Below are 20591 nucleotides of genomic sequence, written 5' to 3'. Positions count from 1 at the left end.
GGCAAGCCCCTAACCCACGGCCATTCGTCCACGGGGGTGGGGTCAGACGGTCTCGGGGAGCTCGTCCAGCCCTTCGGCGACCAGCTTGGCGAGGCGGTCGAGCGCGACCTCGGCGCCCTCGGCGTCCGAAGCGAGGACGATCTCTTCGCCGCCCTGCGCGCCCAGGCCGAGCACCGCGAGCATGGAGGCGGCGTTCACCGGGGTGCCGTCGGACTTGGCGATCGTCACCGGGACGCCGGAAGCCGTGGCGGCACGGACGAAGATGGACGCGGGGCGGGCGTGCAGGCCCTCGGCCCAGCCGACGTTGACGCGGCGCTCAGCCATGGTGTTGCCCTTCGGGTCTCAAGCGGGTTGTCTAGACCAGTCTCTCATGGGGGGAGAGGTGCTCGCACCGACCTCCGGCCCGGACCGGACCGCCGTTCGGCCCTCCCCACCCTGCAACACCTTGCATCGCGCACCCTCGCCGCGCGACCGGTGCCACAGTCGTGTCGCGGTCGTAGGCTGACCCCATGCAGAGCGCGTCGGAGCAGTCGGAAGCGGCGGAACCACCGGCCCCGGCCGAACACGTCTACCCGGACCACTGGGAGGCGGACGTGGTGCTCCGCGACGGCGGCACCGCACGCATCAGGCCCATCACCACCGACGACGCCGACCGACTGGTGAGCTTCTACGAGCAGGTCTCGGACGAGTCGAAGTACTACCGCTTCTTCGCCCCCTACCCCAGGCTGTCCGCCAAGGACGTGCGCCGCTTCACCCACCACGACTTCGTGGACCGGGTGGGCCTCGCCGCGACCGTCGGCGGCGAGTTCATCGCCACCGTGCGCTACGACCGCATCAACGTCCACGGCATGCCCGCCTCCGCGCCGGCGGACGAGGCCGAGGTCGCCTTCCTCGTGCAGGACGCGCACCAGGGCAGGGGGGTCGCCTCCGCCCTCCTCGAACACATCGCCGCGGTCGCGCGCGAGCGGGACATCCGGCGCTTCGCGGCCGAAGTGCTCCCCGCCAACACCAAGATGATCAAGGTCTTCACCGACGCGGGCTACACCCAGAAGCGCAGCTTCGAGGACGGTGCCGTCCGGCTCCACCTCGACCTCGAACCGACCGACCGCGCCCTCGCCGTCCAGCGTGCGCGGGAGCAGCGCGCCGAGGCCCGGTCCGTCCAGCGGCTCCTCACCCCCCGGTCCGTCGCCGTCGTCGGTGCCGGGCGCGCTCCGGGCGGTGTCGGTCGGACCGTGCTCCGCAACCTCCTCGGGGCCGGGTTCACCGGACGGGTGTACGCGGTGAACGCCGCGCTCACCGACGGGGTGACGGAACTCGACGGCGCCCCGGCGCACCCCTCCGTCGGGTCCATCGGGGAACCGGTGGACCTGGCCGTCGTCGCCGTCCCGGCCGAGCGGGTACCGGAGGCCGTCGCGGACTGCGGCGAACACGGGGTGCGCGGCCTCGTGGTGCTCTCCGCCGGATACGCCGAGAGCGGGGCCGCCGGTCGCGAACGCCAGCGCGAGCTGGTGCGACAGGCCCGTTCCTACGGCATGAGGATCATCGGCCCCAATGCCTTCGGGATCATCAACACCGCCTCCGACGTCCGGCTGAACGCCTCGCTCGCACCGCAGATGCCGGCTGCCGGCCGGATCGGACTCTTCACCCAGTCCGGCGCCATCGGCATCGCCCTCCTCGCCGGGCTGCACCGTCGGGGTGCCGGCCTCTCCTCCTTCATCTCGGCCGGCAACCGCGCCGACGTCTCCGGCAACGACTTCCTCCAGCACTGGTACGACGACCCCGGGACCGACGTCGTCCTCCTCTACCTGGAGTCGATCGGGAACCCCCGGAAGTTCACCCGCCTCGCCCGCCGCACCGCCGCGGTCAAGCCGGTCGTGGTGGTCAAGGGGGCTCGGCACAGCGGCAGCGCCCCGCCCGGTCACCGGGTGCCGGTCACCCGCGTCCCGCACGCCACGGTCTCCGCACTGCTCCGCCAGGCCGGGGTGATCCGCGTCGACACCGTCACCGAGCTCGTCGACGCCGGACTGCTGCTCTCCGCCCAGCCCCTGCCCACGGGGCCCCGGATCGCGATCCTCGGCAACTCCGAGTCGCTCGGCCTGCTCACGTACGACGCCTGCCTGACCGAAGGGCTGCGACCGTTGAGGCCGCTCGACCTGACGACGGCCGCGGTTCCGGCGGACTTCAGGGACGCGCTGGCGGCCGCGCTCGCGGACGACACGTCCGACGCGGTCGTCGTGACCGCGATCCCCTGGGTGGGGGAGGACGGCGCCACCGAATTCGGTGACGGCGAGGTCCTCGCCGCTTCCCTCCGCGAGGCCGTCGCCGCCGCCCCCGCGCCGGCGAAGCCGGTGGTCGTCGTCCACGTCGAGATGGGCGGCCTCGCGGAAGCCCTCGCGATGGCCACCAGCACGCGGCCGGTCGTGCTGGAGCGCTCGGGAGGCATCCGGGAGAACCGTTCCGACGAAGTCCCGGCGGGGCCGGGGTTTCCCGGAGGTCCGTCCGGCGGACCGCTCCCGGCGGGCCTTCCCGGGGGAACCGGCAGCCCTCACACGGGTACCGGCGGAGCCGTGGACGAGGGCCGGGCCGGAGCCGCGACGGGCGACACGGGAACCCCCGCCGACCCGGGCGTTCCACCGCTCCCCGGAGCCTCGCCCGCCACCGGCTCCCGGGCCCCCGGCTCCCCGGAGGCCTCGCCCGTAGAGGGAGCCGCGCCCCCGGCCCCGCGGACGACCATCCCCGCCTACCCCGCCGCCGAGCGGGCCGTACGGGCGCTGGCCGAGGCCGTGCGGTACGGGCAGTGGCGACGGCAGGCCGCCGAGCCCGGGCGGGTGCCCGAGTACGAGGACATCGACGAGGCCGGAGCCGCCGCACTCATCGAGGAGGCGCTGGGGAACGACGGCGAGGCGGACGCCCGCGGGGTGACCCTCGACAGCGGAGCGGCCGGAGGACTGCTCGCCCGGTACGGGGTCACCGTCCTGCCGACCCTCCCCGCGCCCACTCCCGACGCCGCCGTCTGGGCCGCCGCGCGGCTCGGGTACCCGGTCGCGCTCAAGACGACCGCACCCCACCTCCGGCACCGCCCCGACCTCGGGGGCGTCCGGCTCGACCTCGCCACCGAGCAGCAGCTCCGCACGGCGTACGCCGAACTGACCGAGGCCCTCGGCAAGCCGGAGGAGCTCCAGCCGGTGGTCCAGGCGATGGTGCCCCGTGGCGTCGACACCGTCGTCCGCTCCGCCATCGACCCGGCCGTCGGTGCGGTCCTCTCCTTCGGCCTTTCGGGCGCGGCTTCCGAGCTGCTCGGGGACACGGCGCACCGGCTGGTGCCGGCCACCGATCGGGACGTCGCCGAGCTCGTCCGCTCCCTCCGCACCGCGCCCCTGCTCTTCGGCTGGCGGGGGTCCGCCCCCGTCGACACGCCGGCCCTGGAGGAACTCCTGCTCAGGGTGTCCCGGCTGGTGGACGACCACCCCGAGGTGGTTGCGGTCTCCCTGGAGCCGGTGGTCGTCGCTCCCCGGGGGCTCTCCGTCCTCGGTGCGACGGTGCGACTGGCCCCGCCTCCACCGCGCACGGACCTCGGACCGCGCAGCCTGCCGCGCTACTGAGGACCGAAGGGGGAGTGGCACCGGAGCCCGCCCGCCGTCCTCCGCGGCGCCGTCCCGGTGGACGGGACGGAGTCGGATCTCACAGCCCCGGAGCTCCCGAACGACGCGGGTGCCCTCGCAAGGGGCCGAGCCGCCCTTGCCCACGGATTAGGATGGAGCCCATGGCAAAGAGCGGTACGACGACCCAGGGGCTGCGCGCGGCGATCGAGCGCAGCGGCTACTACCCGGCCCTCGTGGCCGAGGCGGTGGAGGCCGCCATCGGCGGCGAGTCCATCGCGTCGTACGTGGTCCACCAGGAGACCACCTTCGACGCGAACGAGGTCCGGCGGCACGTCACCGTCCTCGTGCTGACGCCGCACCGCTTCATCGTCAGCCACACGGATGAGCAGGCAGCCGACACGAGCTCCCCGACCCCGTACGCCACGACCTCCACCGAGTCCGTGAAGCTCGACCGGATCTCGTCGGTCGTCGTCAGCCGGGTGGTCGCCAACCCCGAGTCGTACACGCCGGGCACCCTGCCCCGCGAAGTGGTCCTCACCATCGGGTGGGGTGCCGTCTCCCGCATCGACCTGGAGCCGGCCGCCTGCGGCGACCCCAACTGCGATGCCGACCACGGCTACACCGGCAACACCACCGCCGACGACCTCAGCCTGCGTGTCAGCGACGCAGGGGATGGCCCGGACACCGTCCGGCAGACCCTCGCGTTCGCCCAGGCGCTCTCCGAAGCCATCGCCGCGACCGCCACCCCCACCCGCTGATGGCGCAGCCCACGGCGCTCGCCCACGGCTGGCCCGATGACCCGACCCCGCTCGCCCCGGAAACCGCGCCGGTGCCCGCGTACTCCTCCGGATCGCTCGGCGACCTGTTGCCGACGCTCGTGGCGGGCCAGGGCGTACCCGGATTCGACGCCCGGATCGCGGAGTTGGCCCCGGCCGACCGGAACTGCGTCTTCCTGATCGATGGACTCGGCTGGGAGCAGATCGCGGCCCATCCCGACGAGGCCCCGTACCTGACCTCGCTGCTCGGCTCCTCCCGGGGCGGCACGGGCCTCCCGATCACGGCGGGCTTCCCCGCCACCACCGCGACCTCCCTCGCCTCCGTCGGGACCGGTCGGCACCCCGGTACGCACGGGCTGCCCGGCTACACGGTCCGCAACCCGGAGACCGGCGAGCTGATGAACCAGTTGCGCTGGAAGCCGTGGACCGCGCCGCAGGTCTGGCAGCCCCATCCGACCGTCTTCCAGCTGGCGCACGAGGCCGGGATCCACACGGCCCAGGTGTCCTCCCCGATCTTCGAGCAGACCCCGCTCACCAAGGTCGCGCTCAGCGGCGGAACGTTTCACGGGCGGCTCTCCGGCGAGGAGCGCATGGACTTCGCCGCCGAGCAGCTGGCCGGTGGCGACCGCTCGCTGGTCTACACGTACTACAGCGAACTCGATGGTGCGGGACACCGGTTCGGCATCGACTCCGATGCCTGGCGCGGTCAGTTGATGTTCGTCGACCGGCTCGTCCAGCGCCTAGCCGACCAACTGCCGCCCCGTACCGCCCTGTATGTCACGGCTGACCACGGCATGGTCGACATCCCCTTCGACGAGCAGCACCGCATCGACTTCGACGAGGACTGGGAGCTGCGCGCCGGTGTCGCCCTGCTCGGCGGCGAGGGGCGCGCCCGCCACGTCTACGCCGTGCCCGGAGCCGAGGCGGACGTGCTCACCTGCTGGCGGGAGGTCGTCGGCGAGCAGTTCTGGGTGGCGAGCCGCGACGAGGCCATCGACCTCGGTTGGTTCGGCGCCGAGGTCGACGAGCGGGTGTACGGCCGGATCGGCGATGTCATCGTGGCGGCCCACGACGACGTGGCGATCACCGCCTCGGTCAACGAGCCCCACGAGTCCGCGATGGTCGGCATGCACGGCTCCATGACCCCCGCCGAGCAGCTCGTCCCGCTGCTCGAAGTGCGTTCCTGAGCCCCCGACCGTCCCCGTCCCACGACCTGAAAGGTCCCCGTCCCGTCATGCCCGAGCTGGTCTTCTTCTCCGGAACCATGGATTGCGGGAAGAGCACCCTGGCGCTCCAGATCGCCCACAACCGCGATGCGCGGGGGCTCCAGGGCGTGATCTTCACCCGCGACGACCGGGCGGGCGAGGGCAAGCTCTCCTCCCGGCTCGGCCTGGTGACGGAGGCGATCGAGGCGCCGCGGGGCATGGACCTGTACGCCCATCTCGTCACCCAACTCTCCCAGGGCGGCAAGGCGGACTACGTGATCGTGGACGAGGCGCAGTTCCTCGCCCCGGAACAGATCGACCAACTGGCCCGGATCGTCGACGACCTCAGCCTGGACGTCTTCGCCTTCGGGATCACCACGGACTTCCGCACCAAGCTCTTCCCCGGCTCGCAGCGGCTGATCGAGTTGGCGGACCGCATCGAACAGCTCCAGGTGGAAGCCCTGTGCTGGTGCGGGGCCCGCGCCACCCACAACGCCCGGACGGTGGGGGGCGAGATGGTCGTCGAGGGCGAGCAGGTCGTCGTCGGGGACGTGAACCGTCCGGCCGAGGAGATCGGCTACGAGGTCCTCTGCCGCCGTCACCACCGTCGGCGCATGACCTCGGCATCGGCCCGGGCGGGTGCCCTCTCCCCGGACGTCCTTCCCGTCGGTTCCGGGTGACTCCCGCTCCGTCCGAACCCCACCCGACGGGAGAACCCCGGGCTCGGGAGGGCGGGCACAGGGCACGAGACAGGGTGGCCGGGGGAGAGGGCACCCGCCCGGGCACCTCGGGGCGCCGAGGAGGCGGACCCCCGTCACCCTGAGTTCATCCAAGGTGTTCCCGGGGGACGACCGCCGGTGGCCCGTGGGTCGCCTGGAGCGGGAGGGGTAGCGACATGCCCCGAGGCGTCCGTTTCGGGGCTTCCCGTGCCCCGTGTGCCTGGAGGACGCGTGCCACTCGCTGCCGAGGCCATGCGTGCCGAACACGGGTCGGTGCGGGGCGAGGACGGTGCCGAGGAGGAGCGGTGCCGGTCCACGGCCGTACGGGCGCCACTCGCCGCGGCCCTGCTCGTCGCCGCGCTGCTCTGCCTCGTCACCCGCCTCTCCCACACCCGTCCCTTCGGTCCGGTGACCCGGAACACCGTCGACCTCGGGCAGCAGTACCTGCCCTACCACGCGTACTGGCGCGCCCTGCTCCACGGAGAGGTGCACGGGGACGCCTTCCTCAACTGGAACTCCGGTTTCGGCTCCAACTTCCTCGGTGACGTCGGCACGTATCTGAGCAGCCCCTTCTCCCTGCTCGTCGTGCTCTTCCCGGCGGACCGCATCGAACTCGCCCTGTACGTCGTCACCGTCACCAAGACCGCCGCCGCGGGGGCCGCGATGGCGCTGTTGCTCCTGCGGCTGCGCGCCGGACCGTGGCCCGTCGCCGACCTGCTCGCAACCGCGTACGCGCTGTGCGGCTGGACCCTCAACCACGGGACCACCGTCCCGATGTGGCTCGACGGACTCATCGCCCTCCCGGTGCTCTGCGCGGTCGGCGAGTGGGCCCGCACCGGTCGCCGCCCGGTTCTCGGCCCGCTCGTCGTCGCCCTGGTCTGGATCGCCAACTTCTACACCGCGTACATGGCGACCCTCGGTGCCGCCGTGGTCCTCGTCGTCCGGCTCCTCACCTCCGAAGGGGCGACCGGCACGCGGGCGCGCCTCGCCGCGCTGGCGATCGCCGCCCGGTACGTCCTGGTCGGCGTCGGACTCGCCGCGCCCCTCGTCACGGTTGTCTTCCTCGCCGCAAGGGGGGCCGCCCCCACCCCAGCGACCGTCTTCGCCCCCGCGCCCTGGTCGGACCTGCTCGCCCGTTTCCTGCCCGCCACCGCGAGCACCTCCAGCCCCGCCCTCTTCGTCGGCACCCCCGCCCTCGCCCTGGCCCTGGCGCTGCCCTTCAACCGGGCCGTCGCCCCGCGGACCCGGGCCGGCTGGACGACCGCGATCGTGTTGGTGGCGCTGTCGCTCCTGTGGGCGCCCAGTCATCTGCTGTGGCACGCGGGAGCCTCGCCGAACGGCAACCCGTACCGGCAGGCCTTCGTCCTCTGCGGACTGTTGGTCATCGCGGCCTGGTTCTCGGTGGCCCGGGGCGTGCCCCGACCCGCTGCGCTCCTGGCGGGGGCGGCCCTGCTCGGCGCCCTGTCCGCGGCGGCCCGGACGAGTCCCGACATCGACCGGTGGACCTACCCCGTCCTCGGGATGACCGCCCTGTCGGCCTGCACCGCCGCGCTGCTCGCCCTGGCCGGGCAGCGCCGGACGCGTGCCCGTGCGCTCCCCGTACTGGCCGTGGTCCTGCTGGGCACCGCACAGGCGGGAGAGGTCGCCGTCACCGGGAAGCGGATCGAGGAACAACAACGGAGCCGGGTCTCCTGGTCGCCGCGGATCGGCCCCTGGCACGCTGCGGTGGCCGCCGAGGTCGCCCGTGCGGACGCCTGGCCCCACCACCGGACGGACCCCGGCGAGGTCCCCGGAGGCAATGACACCCTGCTCGTCGGTGGACAGGGCGCCGATCTCTACAGCAGCCTCACCGCGGGCGTGACCTCCCGGACCCTGGCCTCGCTGGGCTTCGGCCACTACGCCAAGGGGCGGCATCCCGTCAGCCTCGACAACCCCGTGACCGACGCCGTCTTCTCCATCGGCACCCGGATCCGCTCGGAGCCCACGGAGCCGGTGCGACAGGACGCGCCGCCCCGTGCCGGGGTCACCGTCACCACGGCCTCCGCACCGCCCTTGGTCACCGTCCGGCCGGTGGTGCGCCCGGCCACGCACCCCGGGGACTCCGCCTTCGCCCGGCAGGAACGCCTGCTCGGCGCGGACGTGTACCGACTGCCCACCACCGGTCGCACCGGACGCGTCCTCACCGCCCGCTGCCCCGCAGGTTCCCACGTCTGGTTCTGGGCGCCCGAATACCGGGGCACGGTTGCCCTGACCGGAGAGCGGCCCGTCGGGTTCGACGGCAGACCACCTGCGGTTCGGGCCCCCATGAAGGTCCTCGGCACCGTCCCGGACTCCGGTGAGGTGCGCATCGCCCTGGAGCCCGGGGGCCGGGCGCACCTCCCCCGACAACCGATCGGCTGCCTGGTCCGGTCCGGGCTCGAATCCGCCGTGCGCCGGCTCGTCGCCACCGGGGCCACCCGCGTGCGCACCACCGGGCACGGAGTCACGGCCGAACTGCCCCCCGGCAGCACGGGGACCGCGGTCCTCGGCGTGCCGCGCATCTCCGGGTGGCGCTGCGCCGTCGGTGGCGGGGCGCTCCGCCCCGCGCACGACCACCTGGGGCTCGTCGCCGTGCCGCTCGACGGCCGCTCGACCACCGTCAGGTGTTCCTTTCGGCCGCCGGGGCTCCGGTTCGGCGGTGCCGTCGGAGCGACGGCGCTCCTCGCGCTCGCGGCGACGGCCCTCCCGCACCGTCGACGGGGCAGGCGACACGGACGCGGTCACGACGGGGGGGCTGAGGGGCGACGGGGAAGGGCGGAGCCCCGGCGAAGGGGTTTCCGTCAGATACGACAAGAGTTCACCCGGAGTGCACGCGCGGATCGTTCGCCGGGGCGACGCGACCGTTACTGTGCCCGCCGTAGCGGCGTTAAATTGTTCGATTCAGTGTGGGGATCCCGAGTGCCGAAACTGTCCGTCGTCGTACCGTTCCACAATGTCGGGCCGTACGCGCCCGACACCTTGCGCAGTCTTGTGAACAATGCGGATCCGGAATTCGAGTTCCTGCTGATCGACGACTGCTCGACGGACGACACCCCGGAAATCCTTGATCGCTGGCGGGACCGCCTCCCGAACGCCACCGTCATCCGGCACGAAACGAACCGGGGCGTCGCCCAGGCCCGCAACACCGGAATCGACGCGGCCCGTGGTGACTACCTGACCTTTCTCGACGGCGACGACTGGTACGCGCCGGGGCACCTGAGCGCCGCCGTGGCCGGGATCTCCCGCCTGGGCTGCGACTTCGCCCGTACCGACCATGTGCTGTCAGAAGGTCGGAAGCGGCAGATCCGCTACGCTCCGGCCAAAAGCCGGGACATGGTGATGGATTCCAGGGACGGCATCGCGCCGGCCAACATGGTGACGATGGTCGATTATCCCTTCGTCCCCTTCGGTATTTACCGCGGGAGCCTCTTCGAGGATGGAAAATCCCGCTTCGAGACTTCCCTCAGAACGGCTGAGGATCGACTCTGGGTCTGGCGACTCCACCTGAAGGCGAAGACGTTCGCCGCGCTTTCCCTGCACGGGGTTTTCTACCGGCGGGGCGTCACCACTTCGCTCACCCAGATCACCGACAACCGGCAGCTCGATTTCATCCCCTCGTACGACCTGCTGCTCGACGAGGTCTCCCGGGACGTGGAGGCCGACCGCTTCCTCCCCAAGGCGGTCCGCACCTATTGCGCGATGATCGCCTTCCACATGGGGAAGGTCGGAAAGTACGAGCCCGCCGTCGCCGCGCGGCTGCGCGTCGACGTGCGCGACGCCCTGCACCGCATGCCGCAGGAAGTCCTCGACGAGACCCTCGCCACCATGGACACCCCGCGCAGCACGCTCCTCCGGAGCCTGCGCGACACCGGAAGGACCGCCTGACCCATGGCCACCGCCCCCGAGAAGGCAACCGTCGCCGACGCCCGTCCGATCCAGATCTTCCAGGTGTCCACCCTGTACGGCGCGGCCACCCTGGCCGCTGCGCTCGACGCCGGACAGTTCGGCCCCCGCGGGACCGCCCGCAGGCTCCTGCTCGTCTCGCACAACGCCGAGATCCCCGAGACCGCGCTCCGCCTGCAGACCATGACCGGGTACGAGCGGATCGCCACGCGCTTCGACGGAACCCTCGACTGGAACGAGGCGATCCACCCCTACCACCCCGCCATGTGGGCCCCTCGTCCCGAGGAGGCACCGCTCTGGCAGCGCGTCCTGCGCACCGCCTGGGACCTCGGCACCGGCCCGGTGGAACTGATCGTCGAGTCCATCCAGGTCAATCCGGCCAAGGCGCTTGCCGGTGCCTTCCCCGAGAGCACCGTCCACGTCTACGCGGACGGCCTGATGAGCTACGGCCCGACCCGCTCCGACCTCGCGCAGTCGATCGCCTGCCGCATCCGCCGGGTCCTCCACCTCGACCTGGTGCCGGGCCTGCGGCCCCTGCTCCTGAGCGAGTACGGGGTCGAGCCCGAACTGGTCCCCGACACGGCCTTCCGCGCGGTCCTCGCCGAGGTCGCCGAAGAGGCGGCCGACGACCCCGCCATCGCGAGGGCGGTTGCTGTGGGGCCGACGGCCCTCCTGCTCGGCCAGTACCTCGCGGCCCTCTCCCTCCTCAGCGCGGAGGAGGAAGAGGAACTGCACGTACGGATGCTGCGCGGGGCCGCCGCGGCCGGGCACCGCTCGGTCGTCTTCAAGCCGCACCCGACAGCGCCCGCCCGCTACTCCCAGGCCCTGCACGAGGAGGCCGAGCGGCTCGGCGCACGGCTCACGGTGCTCGACGGGCCGCTGCTCGCCGAAACCTTCTACGAACGCTGCCGGCCCGAACTCGTCGTCGGCTGCTTCTCCACGGCGCTCCTCACCGCCGCCGTCTACTACGACGTTCCCGTCGCGCGGGTCGGCACGGCCGAGGTCCTCGAACGGCTCACCCCCTTCGAGAACAGCAACCGGATCCCGCTCACCGTCGTCGACCACCTGCTCCCCGACCTGGAACGCGGCGAGGCGCCCGCAGTGCCCGGACCCGCCCCCGCCTCCCTCACCCCGCTGGTCAGGGCCGTCGGCTACTGCATGAGGCACAAGATCCACCCCGGGCTCCGCGAAGAGGCCGCGGCCTTCCTCGCCGAGCACCACGCCGACCCCGCCGCCGCACGCCACTTCACCGTCGAACGGCTGACCCAGCTCGACCTACCGGGCGGGGCGCCGACCTCGGCGTCGACGGGAATGTTCCGACTGCGCCGCGCTGCGGCACGGAGCCGCGGCTGAGCGCGGGCACCACCGCGGTCAGCGCTTGGCGGACCTGACCAGGGTGAAGACCGCGCCCTCCGGGTCCGCCGCCAGGGCGAGCCGCCCCGCCGTGCCGTCCCGCGGCGGACGCAGCACCTGACCACCGAGCTCCAGGACCAGCCGCGCCGCCGCGTCCGTGTCGGCGACCTCGAAGTACGTCATCCAGTGCGGGCCCCGGTCCCGGGGCAGCGCATTGCCGACGCCGTGCAGCGAGGCCACCGGGGTCCCGGCCACGTAGAGCGTCGCGTAATCGTGGTCGGCCGAGATCACCGGCTCCACGTCGAAGCCGAAGACCGTCCGGTAGAACTTGCCGGTCCCGGACGTCTCGTAGGTCAGCAGCTCGTTCCACACCGGGGTCCCCGGCGGTCCTGCCGCCGCGGTGCCGTGGTGCGCCTCCGCCTGCCAGATGCCGAAGACCGCACCGGCCGGATCGGAGCAGATCGCCAGACGGCCGGCCTCGCCCGCGTCCAGCGGTCCGACGGCGACGGTGCCGCCGCAGGAGCGGATGGCCTCGGCGGTCTCGTCGGCGTCCTTCGTGGCCAGGTAGGGAGTCCAGGCGATGCGCAGGTGCCGGTCGGGCGGCAGTTGACCGATGCCCGCCACCTCCTTGCCCCCGAGCAGCGCGCGCACGTACGGGCCCAGGTGCTGAGGGCCGGGCACGAACTCCCAGCCGAAGAGCGCGTTGTAGAACTCCTGGGTGGCGTCAAGCCCGTGCACCATCAGGCTCACCCAACAGGGCGTCCCGGGCGGGCGCGGAGTCGCCTGGGTCATCGTCACACTCTCCTCGGACCATCGTCCCGGCCGTGTCCCCGTCCGATGGTGACACCGACGGCCGCTCGGCGCGCCCCGACCGCGCCGCGCATGGCGCGATTCCGCCGCAGGGTGGCCGGTCCGCCCCCGGCAGCCCTGCGGCTGCGCGAGGATGGCTCCCATGAAGCCCATCATCTCCGCAAGCGAACTGCTGAGCGAGTTGGCCGGTGCGCGTCCGCCGGTCCTCCTGGACGTCCGTTGGACGCTCGGCGGCCCGCCCGGACGGCCCGCCTACGAGGCGGGTCACCTTCCCGGTGCGGTCTACGTCGACCTGGACGAGGAACTCGCGGGACCTCCCGGGAGCGGCGGTCGCCACCCGCTGCCCGACCCCGAGGTCTTCGGCGCCGTGATGCGCAGGGCGGGCGTCTCGTCCGACGGGCCGGTCGTCGTGTACGACGGGGGTCTCGGTTGGGGAGCGGCCCGTGCCTGGTGGCTGCTCCGCTGGGCGGGCCACCCGGACGTCCGGGTGCTGGACGGCGGCCTTTTGGCCTGGACGGGGGAGCTCACGGAGAAGGTCCCCGCTCCCGAGCCGGGCGACTTCCGGCCCGAGCCGGGCGCCCTCGGGCTGCTCGATGCCGACGGAGCGGCGGAGCTGGCCCGCACGGGGCTGCTCCTGGACGCGCGGGCGGCCGAGCGCTACCGGGGGGACGTGGAGCCGATCGACCCGGTGGGCGGGCACGTCCCGGGGGCGGTGTCGGCCCCGACGACCGAGAACGTCGACGGGGAGGGCCGCTTCCTGGCCGCCGACGTCCTGCGGAGCCGCTTCACCGGCCTGGGCGCGGTCGAGGGAACCCCGGTGGCGGTCTACTGCGGCTCGGGCGTCTCCGGTGCCCACGAGGTCCTCGCCCTGGAAGTCGCCGGCATCCCCGCGGCGCTCTATGCGGGCTCGTGGTCGGAGTGGTCCGCGGACCCGGCCCGCCCGGTCGCCACGGGCCCGGACCCGCAGTAGGGGAAGGGGCCGGCCCCACCGCCCGACGATCCCGGGACCGGGAAGGGCCCGCGCCCCGTGTGCGGCGCGGGCCTTCCCGGTCGTGCGGGTGCGTGCGGCAGGATCAGTCCTGCTTCTTCCTGCGCGTGCCGAAGACGATCTCGTCCCAGCTCGGCACCGCGGCGCGGCGGCCCGGGCGGACGCCGTCCGCTTCGGCCTGGCGGTCCGTGGCGCCGTGGAGTCGGTCGCGGTGGCCCGATACCGCGCGCGGCATCAGGACGTCGGCGTACGCCGAGCCCGCGCCCGCCGATGCCGCCGGAGGTTCTTCCGCCTCGGCCTCCTCCGAGGGCTCCGCGTCCGGAGGCTCGGGCACGACCATGTCGCCGCGGAAGTTCGGCACGGCCTCCAAGAGGCTGGTGAGCGAGTCCCGCTCCTCCTCCGGCTCGACGGGATCGGGAGCCGGTTCCAACGGGCGGTCGGGCCGCTCGACCTGGCGGTCCAGGGCACGGTCGAGGGGCCTGTCCCGGGGCAGCCGGGCGATGCGCGGCACGAAGGGGAAGCTCGGTTCCGGCGCGGCGGCGATCGTGTCGTCCGTCTCGCCGATCAAGGCCCTCGCCTCGTCGTCCACGGCCTGCACGAGTCGTCGGGGCGGGTCGTACGTCCAGCTGGCCGTGTGGATCTCGCCCGCGACCCGGTAGACGAGCAGCACCTCCCAGGTGCCGTCGTCGCGCCGCCAGGAGTCCCACTGCACGGTGTCCTTCTCGGCACCGCGCAGCAGGAGGCGCTCCTGCACCGCCTCGCCGAGTTGGGGACCGCTGTTCTCCCCGGGCCTGCGGACCGGGGTCTTGCGGGCCCGCTCGGCCATGAAGGCGCGCTCCGCGAGCACGGGGCCCTCGAAGCGGCGCACGCGGTCGACGGGGATGCCGGCGAGTTGGGCGACCTCCTCCGCGGAGGCACCGGCTCGTATCCGCGCCTGGATGTCACGGGGGCGGAGGTGGCTCTCCACCTCGATCTCGATCTGGCCGAGGCGCGCGCGGTCGTTGCGCACGGCGGCACGGAGCCGCTCATCGATCGGAAGCGTGTACTCCGTGCTGTCAGCAGCCTTCAGCACCAGTCGTGTGCCGTCGTTGGAGACGGCCACGACACGCAGTTCGGGCATGGGAACCTCCCGGGTGGTGCCTGCCGACGTCACGTGCGTCGCTGCTTCCGCTAGTCGAGTGTGGCCTGCCCGGGTGCAGCCTGCCACTACCTTGCCGAGTTGCCCGGCGTGTCGGGCATGGACCCTGGAACTCCGCTGTGACACGGTTACCAGTTGGCTACTTGGAGTGACTGGCAGTCACTCTGTGCAGCCGGTTCCCGTGCGATGCCGAGGCGTCGCCGGTTCGAGCGCCGCGTCCGGCCCCCTCCCTTGATCCAGGGCACCCGTGAGGGCGTCCGGACCCAGGTTTCGTCAATGTACTCCATTCGGGCCACTTGGGTGGACCGGCGCGCCGCCCAACTTCTCGGGCAGTACGGGAGTTGAGTCTCCGCGATCTTCCCTCGTACGTGTCACTCTTCACAGAAACGCCAGAAACGGAACTATTCGCTTCTCCCGTTTGTCCCTTCTGGGTGCAAGTCGAACGGATGAGCCGTCAGGGGTTGGAGATGCGTCACAGGCCGGAAATCGACGGGGTCGGGTCGGTGGAGGGGGAGCCGGTCGGTGGGAAGAGGATCGATCTGAGCGTGGCTCAGGTCTCCGGCAGCGCCCTGGCCGCGGTCCTCGCGGCCAAGCTCGCCTCCAGCCTCGGCGTGTACGGCACCATCCTCGGGGCCGGGGTGATCAGCGTCGTCGCCACCTGCGGCGGACCGCTCTTCCAGCACCTCTTCAAGCGCACCGGCGAGCAGGTCCGCGATGCGACCGCCGTCAAACCGAAGGCCCGTCAGGTACCGCTCGCGTCCCGGTCACAGGGCGAACGCGGTTCCGACCCCGATGCCTTCCGGGCCCCCCTCCCGTACGACGGGGAGTTCGGCGAGGCGACCACCCACGGCACCCGCGTCCGGGGCTGGAAGCGACCGGCGATCGCCGCCGCCCTGGTCTTCGGCGTCACCATGGGCGGCATCACCGCCTACGAGCTGGTGGCCGGGCGCGACTTGAGCGGTACTCGGGGCACGACCACCTTCGGCTCCGTGGTCCACGGGGGCGGAGGGCAGGGGGCGCCGGAAGGGGACCGGGTGCCCGCTCCCGCTCCCTCGGACACTGCGGACGGCACCGGACCCCGGCGGGACGGTTCCCCCGCCCCGGGGACGGCGGCCACCCCGACCCCGGGGGGCCAGGAGGGGGGACAGGGCGACACCGGCGTGCCGTCCACCGGGCCCAGCCCCTCCGCTTCCTCGCACGAGGCGACGACACCCGCCCCGACGCCGACCGGCCCCTCGACGGACCCGGGCGTGCCGACCGGGGAGCCGACCGAGGGGGCGGACCCGACCGGGACCCCCTCCGCTCCGTCCCCCTCCGGAGCGGACGCGGGGACGGACGGGACCGCCGACGGGTGATCGTCAGTCGCCCAGGACCCGCCGCAGGTAGTCGTTGGCGAACAGCCGGTCCGGGTCGAGTCGGTCGCGCAGCGCCGTGAACTCGGCGAAGCGCGGGTAGGCCTCGGAGAGGTAGGCGGCGTCACGGGTGTGGACCTTGCCCCAGTGCGGGCGGCCCCCGTGCGCCGTCATGATCCGTTCCACCGCCGTGAAGTAGGCCCGGTGGGGCGTTCCCCGGTAGAGGTGGACGGCGACGTAGGCGGTTTCCCGCCCCGAGGCCGTGGACAGCGCGATGTCGTCCGCCGGCGCCGTGCGCACCTCCACCGGGAAGCTCACCTTCAACGGCGAGCGCTCGATCATCGCCTTGAGCTCGCGCAGCGCGGTGACCGCGGCCTCGCGCGGAAGTGCGTACTCCATCTCCAGGAAGCGGACCCGGCGCGGCGAGGTGAAGACCTTGTAGGGGACGTCGGTGTACGTACGGGCGGACAGGGCCCGACTGGAGACCTTGGCGATCGACGGGATGACCGGAGGCACCGCCCGGCCCAACGAGCAGGCGAGCTGGAACACCCCGTTGGAGAGCAACTCGTCCTCGATCCAGCCGCTGACCCGTCCGGGAGGGGCGGCGGGGCCCGCGCTGCGGTTGTTGCGCTTGGTGTTGCAGTTCTCCGTGTGGGGGAACCAGTAGAACTCGAAGTGCTCGTTCTCCGCGTGCAGCGCGTCGAACTCCGAGGTGACCCGGTCGAAGCTCATCGGCTCTTCGCGTGCGGTGAGCAGGAAGAGGGGCTCCACCGCGAAGGTGATCGCGGTGATCACACCGAGGGCGCCGAGCCCGATCCGGGCCGCTGCGAAGAGCGCCCGTTCCTCATCGGTGCCCCGGTCCGAGCAGGTGAGCAGCCGCCCGTCCGCCGTCACCAGTTCCAGCGCACGGATCTGCGCGGCGATGGAGGCCGATGCGCGGCCCGTGCCGTGGGTACCGGTGGAGGTCGCGCCGGCGACGGTCTGCTCCATGATGTCGCCCATGTTCGTGAGCGACAGGCCCTCCCGGGCCAGTGCCACGTTGAGCCGCTTGAGCGGCGTGCCCGACTCGACCGTGACGGTCATCGCCTCGCGGTCGATCCGCCGGATCCCGGTCAGCAGGCCCGGCCGGACCAGCACGCCGTCGGTGGCCGCGATCGAGGTGAAGGAGTGCCCGGTGCCGACGGTCTTCACCCTCAGCCCGTCCTCGGCCGCCCTGCGCACCTCTGCGGCGAGCTCCTCGGCCGAGGCCGGACTCACTTCCCGGACCGGGCGGGAAGTGACGTTTCCCGCCCAGTTACGCCACGGGCTGTTCGCCGCCCCGGAGTTCCCCGGCCCCGCTGTCGTCGTCCTGCTCACGCTGCCCCTCCCGCTTCGGCGCCGGCCTGCGCAGCCGGCGGTTCCCGAGGAGACCCACCGCGACCGCGAGCGCGCCCGAGACGACGGGCACCACGTACCCCGCCTCGGCCCCCGATGCGTCCACCACCCAGCCGGCGGCGGCGGAGCCGAGCGCCACGCCGATCGCGAGCCCGGTGCTCGTCCAGGTCATGCCCTCGGTCAGCTTGGTGCGCGGTACGTGCGCTTCGACGAGGGCCATGGTGGTCACCATCGTCGGTGCGATGGACAGGCCTGCGACGAAGAGCGCCACGGCCAGCAACGGCAAGTTCCCGACCAGTAGGAGGGGGATCATACTCACGGCCATCGCACAGACGCCCAGCAGCCACCTGCGGGACGGCTCGCCCTTGAAGTGGAACAGTCCGAAGACGGCGCCGGCCAGGCAGGACCCCAGTGCGTAGACGGCCAGGACGAGGCTGGCGGCGGTCTTCCGCCCCTGCTCCTCGGCGAAGGCGACGGTCACCACGTCCACCGAGCCGAAGACGGCGCCGGTGGCGACGAAGGCGAGGGCGAGCACCTGGAGGCCGGGGGACCGGAGTGCGGAGTCGCCCCGGGTGCCCTGGACCCGCGGGTGCGGTCGCGGCTCCGTGGCGCGCTGCGAGGTCAGCCAGAAGACGCCGACGGCCAGGAACGCCCCCGCGAAGAGCGGGCCGGCCTCCGGGAACCAAGCGGTCGACAGGCCGATGGAGATGATCGGGCCGAAGACGAAGCACACCTCGTCGACGATCGACTCCCAGGAGTACGCCGTGTGCAGCCGCCGCTGCTCGCCCCGGTAGATCTCCGCCCAGCGGGCCCGGGTCATCGCGCCGATGCTCGGCACGCAGCCGATCGCGGCGGTGAAGACGAAGAGGGTCCAGTCGGGGGCCTTCTGCTGGACGCAGAGGAGGAGGCCCGCTCCCGCGGCGAGCGAGACCAGGGCCACGGGGCGGAGCACCTTGCGCTGTCCGTGCTGGTCGACCATGCGCGAGACCCGCGGGCCGAGGACGGCGGCGGACATCGCGAGCGTCGCCGAGAGCGCGCCCGCCAGTCCGTACCGACCGGTGACCTGCGAAATCATGGTCACGATGCCGATGCCCATCATGGACAGCGGCATCCGGCCGAGGAATCCCGCGACGGAGAACGATGCGGTGCCGGGCGCCGCGAAGATCGCGCGATAGGGACTGGGCAAGAGACGTCCTTGGTCAACACGTGTAATTAATGGCTAAAGCCTACGGTGTTGAACTCGCGCGAGTCACCCCCGTTTTCGGACGACTGTCCACAGAGAGGGCGTACCCACTGCCGTCGGGCTCGGGTGGGAGGATCGGTGCCATGTCCGATCAGCATGATCCCGCCCCGTACGACGCCTTGTTGCTGCTCTCCTTCGGCGGCCCCGAAGGCCCGGACGACGTGGTCCCGTTCCTGGAGAACGTGACCCGCGGCCGAGGCATCCCCAGGGAACGCCTCAAGGAAGTGGGGCAGCACTACTTCCTCTTCGGCGGCGTTTCGCCGATCAACGACCAGAACCGAGCGCTCCTCGACGCGCTGCGGACGGACTTCGCACGGGCCGGCCTCGACCTGCCGGTCTACTGGGGCAACCGGAACTGGGCGCCCTACCTCACCGACACCCTGCGCGACGTGGTCACCGACGGGCGGCGCCACATCGCGGTCCTCACCACCAGCGCGTACGCCTCCTACTCCGGCTGCCGCCAGTACCGCGAGAACCTCGCCGACGCGCTCGCCGCCCTGGAGGCCGAAGGGCTCCCGCTGCCCCGGGTCGACAAGCTCCGGCACTACTTCAACCACCCCGGCTTCGTCGAACCCATGGTGGAGGGCGTCCTCGCCTCCCTCGCCGAGCTCGACCCCGCCGTGCGGGACGGCGCCCACCTCGCCTTCACCACCCACTCCATCCCCGACTCGGCCGCCGACAGCTCCGGCCCGCCCGCCGAACACGGCGATGGCGGGGCCTACGTGAAGCAGCACCTGGACGTGGCACGGCTGATCGTCGACGCGGTCCACCGGGAGACCGGCACCGCGCACCCCTGGAAGCTCGTCTACCAGTCCCGCAGCGGTGCGCCCCACATCCCGTGGCTGGAGCCCGACATCTGCGACCACCTGGAGGAGCTGCACGCGGCGGGGGCGCCCGCTGTCGTCATGGTCCCGATCGGCTTCGTCTCCGACCACATGGAGGTCCTCTACGACCTCGACACGGAGGCCACGGCCAAGGCGGCCGAGCTCGGTCTGCCCGTCCGGCGCTCGGCGACCGTCGGGGCCGACCCGAGGTTCGCCGCAGCCGTCCGCGACCTGGTCCTGGAACGCGCCGCGAACGAGCGGGGAACCAGGGCGGAGCGCTGCGCCCTGGGCGCGCTCGGGCCTTCCCACGACCTCTGCCCGATCGGCTGCTGCCCCGCCAGGGCGGAGCGACCCGCTGCCGCCGGTGCCGACAGCCCCTACGCCTGAGGAGCCCGCATGACCCCCGTGTCCGACGACCCCCTGCTCATCGAACTGCACGACCTCGCCCTGGAGGCCGCCCGACGGGCCGGAGCGCTGCTGCGCGACGGCCGGCCGGACGACATCGCCGTCGCGAAGACCAAGACGAGCCCCATCGACGTGGTCACCGAGATGGACATCGCCGCCGAGAAGCTCATCACCGGCTTCCTCGCGGAGCACCGCCCCCAGGACGGCTTCCTCGGCGAAGAAGGCGCCTCCAGCCCCGGTACGAGCGGGGTCCGCTGGGTGATCGACCCGCTCGACGGCACGGTGAACTACCTGTACGGCCTGCCCACCTGGGCGGTCTCGATCGCCGCCGAACGCAACGGCGAGACCGTGGTCGGAGTGGTCGAGGCCCCGATGCGCGGCGAGACGTACCGGGCGGTCCTCGGCGGCGGCGCGTACGCGGCGGAGCGGCGCCTGGCGGTCCGTCCCTCGCCCGCGCTCGACCACGCCCTCCTCGGCACGGGCTTCGGGTACGTCCAGTCCCGCCGCGCCCACCAGGCCGACGTGGCCCGGCAGGTGATCCCGCGCGTCCGCGACGTCCGCCGCGGCGGCTCGGCTGCGATCGACCTCTGCGACGTCGCCGCCGGCCGCCTCGACGCGTACTACGAGAGGGGCCTCAACCCCTGGGACCTCGCTGCGGGCGCGCTCATCGCCCGCGAGGCGGGGGGCCTCACGGGCGGCCGGCCGGGGGAGCCCGCGTCGGGAGAGCTGGTGCTGGCTGCTTCCCCGGGCCTCTTCGGCCCGCTCCAGGAGCTCTTGGAGGAGCTGGGGGCCTGGCACGACTGACGGGGCCGGCGGGGTGGGAGCACCCTCGGGACGCCCCCTCCGCCCGGGGAGCCGGACGTGTGGGAGCCCCGGCACCG

The 20591-nt window shown here is 72.8% G+C and carries 15 protein-coding genes and 1 pseudogene; 11 read left to right on the top strand and 5 right to left on the bottom strand.

All coding sequences use genetic code 11. From position 1 onward, the window contains the following. Positions 1-42 precede the first annotated feature (42 nt). Positions 43-324, bottom strand: a complete 282-nt coding sequence (locus ACFW2Y_RS25110; RefSeq protein ID WP_384883386.1) for an HPr family phosphocarrier protein — start codon at positions 322-324, stop codon at positions 43-45. A 185-nt stretch (positions 325-509) separates the two neighbouring features. On the opposite strand from ACFW2Y_RS25110, the gene ACFW2Y_RS25105 reads away from it, so the two are divergent. From ACFW2Y_RS25105 to ACFW2Y_RS25075, 7 genes and pseudogenes are all read left to right on the top strand, one after another. Beyond that, a complete protein-coding gene (locus tag ACFW2Y_RS25105; protein WP_384883383.1) occupies positions 510-3602 on the top strand; it encodes a GNAT family N-acetyltransferase in 3093 nt (1030 codons plus the stop codon). Between the two features lie 161 nt (positions 3603-3763). Next, positions 3764-4360, top strand: a complete 597-nt coding sequence (locus ACFW2Y_RS25100) for a DUF5998 family protein (protein WP_384883380.1) — start codon at positions 3764-3766, stop codon at positions 4358-4360. Next, the gene (locus ACFW2Y_RS25095) at positions 4360-5565 is read left to right on the top strand and encodes an alkaline phosphatase family protein (protein ID WP_384883378.1); all 1206 of its coding nucleotides are present in this window, start codon (positions 4360-4362) and stop codon (positions 5563-5565) included. The genes ACFW2Y_RS25100 and ACFW2Y_RS25095 overlap by 1 nt, the downstream gene beginning before the upstream one ends. A 47-nt stretch (positions 5566-5612) precedes the next feature. Beyond that, positions 5613-6263, top strand: a complete 651-nt coding sequence (locus ACFW2Y_RS25090; protein WP_384883375.1) for a thymidine kinase — start codon at positions 5613-5615, stop codon at positions 6261-6263. A gap of 291 nt (positions 6264-6554) precedes the next feature. Next, a pseudogene (locus ACFW2Y_RS25085) lies at positions 6555-8264 on the top strand (YfhO family protein); the annotation flags it as partial. Between the two features lie 975 nt (positions 8265-9239). Next, a complete protein-coding gene (locus ACFW2Y_RS25080; RefSeq protein ID WP_384883388.1) occupies positions 9240-10205 on the top strand; it encodes a glycosyltransferase family 2 protein in 966 nt (321 codons plus the stop codon). A 3-nt stretch (positions 10206-10208) separates the two neighbouring features. Next, complete coding sequence (locus ACFW2Y_RS25075) at positions 10209-11576, top strand: polysialyltransferase family glycosyltransferase (protein ID WP_384883373.1); 1368 nt, start codon at positions 10209-10211, stop codon at positions 11574-11576. Positions 11577-11594: 18 nt separating this feature from the next. Here the strand turns inward: ACFW2Y_RS25075 and ACFW2Y_RS25070 are convergent, their stop codons facing one another. Further along, positions 11595-12368: a VOC family protein gene (locus tag ACFW2Y_RS25070; RefSeq protein WP_384883371.1), complete on the bottom strand. Its 774-nt coding sequence runs from the start codon at positions 12366-12368 to the stop codon at positions 11595-11597. A 160-nt stretch (positions 12369-12528) separates the two neighbouring features. Between ACFW2Y_RS25070 and ACFW2Y_RS25065 the strand changes: the two genes are divergently transcribed. Beyond that, positions 12529-13356, top strand: a complete 828-nt coding sequence (locus ACFW2Y_RS25065; RefSeq protein ID WP_384883369.1) for a sulfurtransferase — start codon at positions 12529-12531, stop codon at positions 13354-13356. A 103-nt stretch (positions 13357-13459) separates the two neighbouring features. Here ACFW2Y_RS25065 and sepH read toward each other — a convergent pair whose 3' ends face one another. After that, positions 13460-14527, bottom strand: a complete 1068-nt coding sequence (sepH, locus tag ACFW2Y_RS25060; protein ID WP_384883367.1) for a septation protein SepH — start codon at positions 14525-14527, stop codon at positions 13460-13462. A gap of 530 nt (positions 14528-15057) precedes the next feature. On the opposite strand from sepH, the gene ACFW2Y_RS25055 reads away from it, so the two are divergent. Next, positions 15058-15867: a hypothetical protein gene (locus ACFW2Y_RS25055; protein ID WP_384883365.1), complete on the top strand. Its 810-nt coding sequence runs from the start codon at positions 15058-15060 to the stop codon at positions 15865-15867. Between the two features lie 3 nt (positions 15868-15870). Here ACFW2Y_RS25055 and ACFW2Y_RS25050 read toward each other — a convergent pair whose 3' ends face one another. Continuing rightward, positions 15871-17220 (bottom strand): D-arabinono-1,4-lactone oxidase, encoded by a 1350-nt coding sequence (locus tag ACFW2Y_RS25050; RefSeq protein ID WP_384883362.1) that lies wholly within the window; start codon positions 17218-17220, stop codon positions 15871-15873. Next, positions 17159-18424, bottom strand: coding sequence for an MFS transporter (locus ACFW2Y_RS25045; RefSeq protein WP_384883360.1), 1266 nt, complete (start codon positions 18422-18424; stop codon positions 17159-17161). Before ACFW2Y_RS25045 ends, ACFW2Y_RS25050 begins: the two co-directional genes overlap by 62 nt. 140 nt (positions 18425-18564) lie before the next feature. On the opposite strand from ACFW2Y_RS25045, the gene ACFW2Y_RS25040 reads away from it, so the two are divergent. After that, positions 18565-19692, top strand: coding sequence for a ferrochelatase (locus ACFW2Y_RS25040; RefSeq protein ID WP_384883357.1), 1128 nt, complete (start codon positions 18565-18567; stop codon positions 19690-19692). A gap of 9 nt (positions 19693-19701) precedes the next feature. Continuing rightward, on the top strand, positions 19702-20514 hold the full coding sequence (locus ACFW2Y_RS25035; RefSeq protein WP_384883354.1) for an inositol monophosphatase family protein: 813 nt from the start codon (positions 19702-19704) through the stop codon (positions 20512-20514). Positions 20515-20591: the final 77 nt, after the last annotated feature.

The sequence above is a fragment of the Streptomyces sp. NPDC058877 genome (assembly GCF_042742855.1).
Taxonomy (GTDB): Bacteria; Actinomycetota; Actinomycetes; order Streptomycetales; family Streptomycetaceae; genus Streptomyces.
The sequence above is the reverse complement of the archived record's forward strand: the minus strand, read 5'-3'. Positions and strand labels throughout refer to the sequence as shown.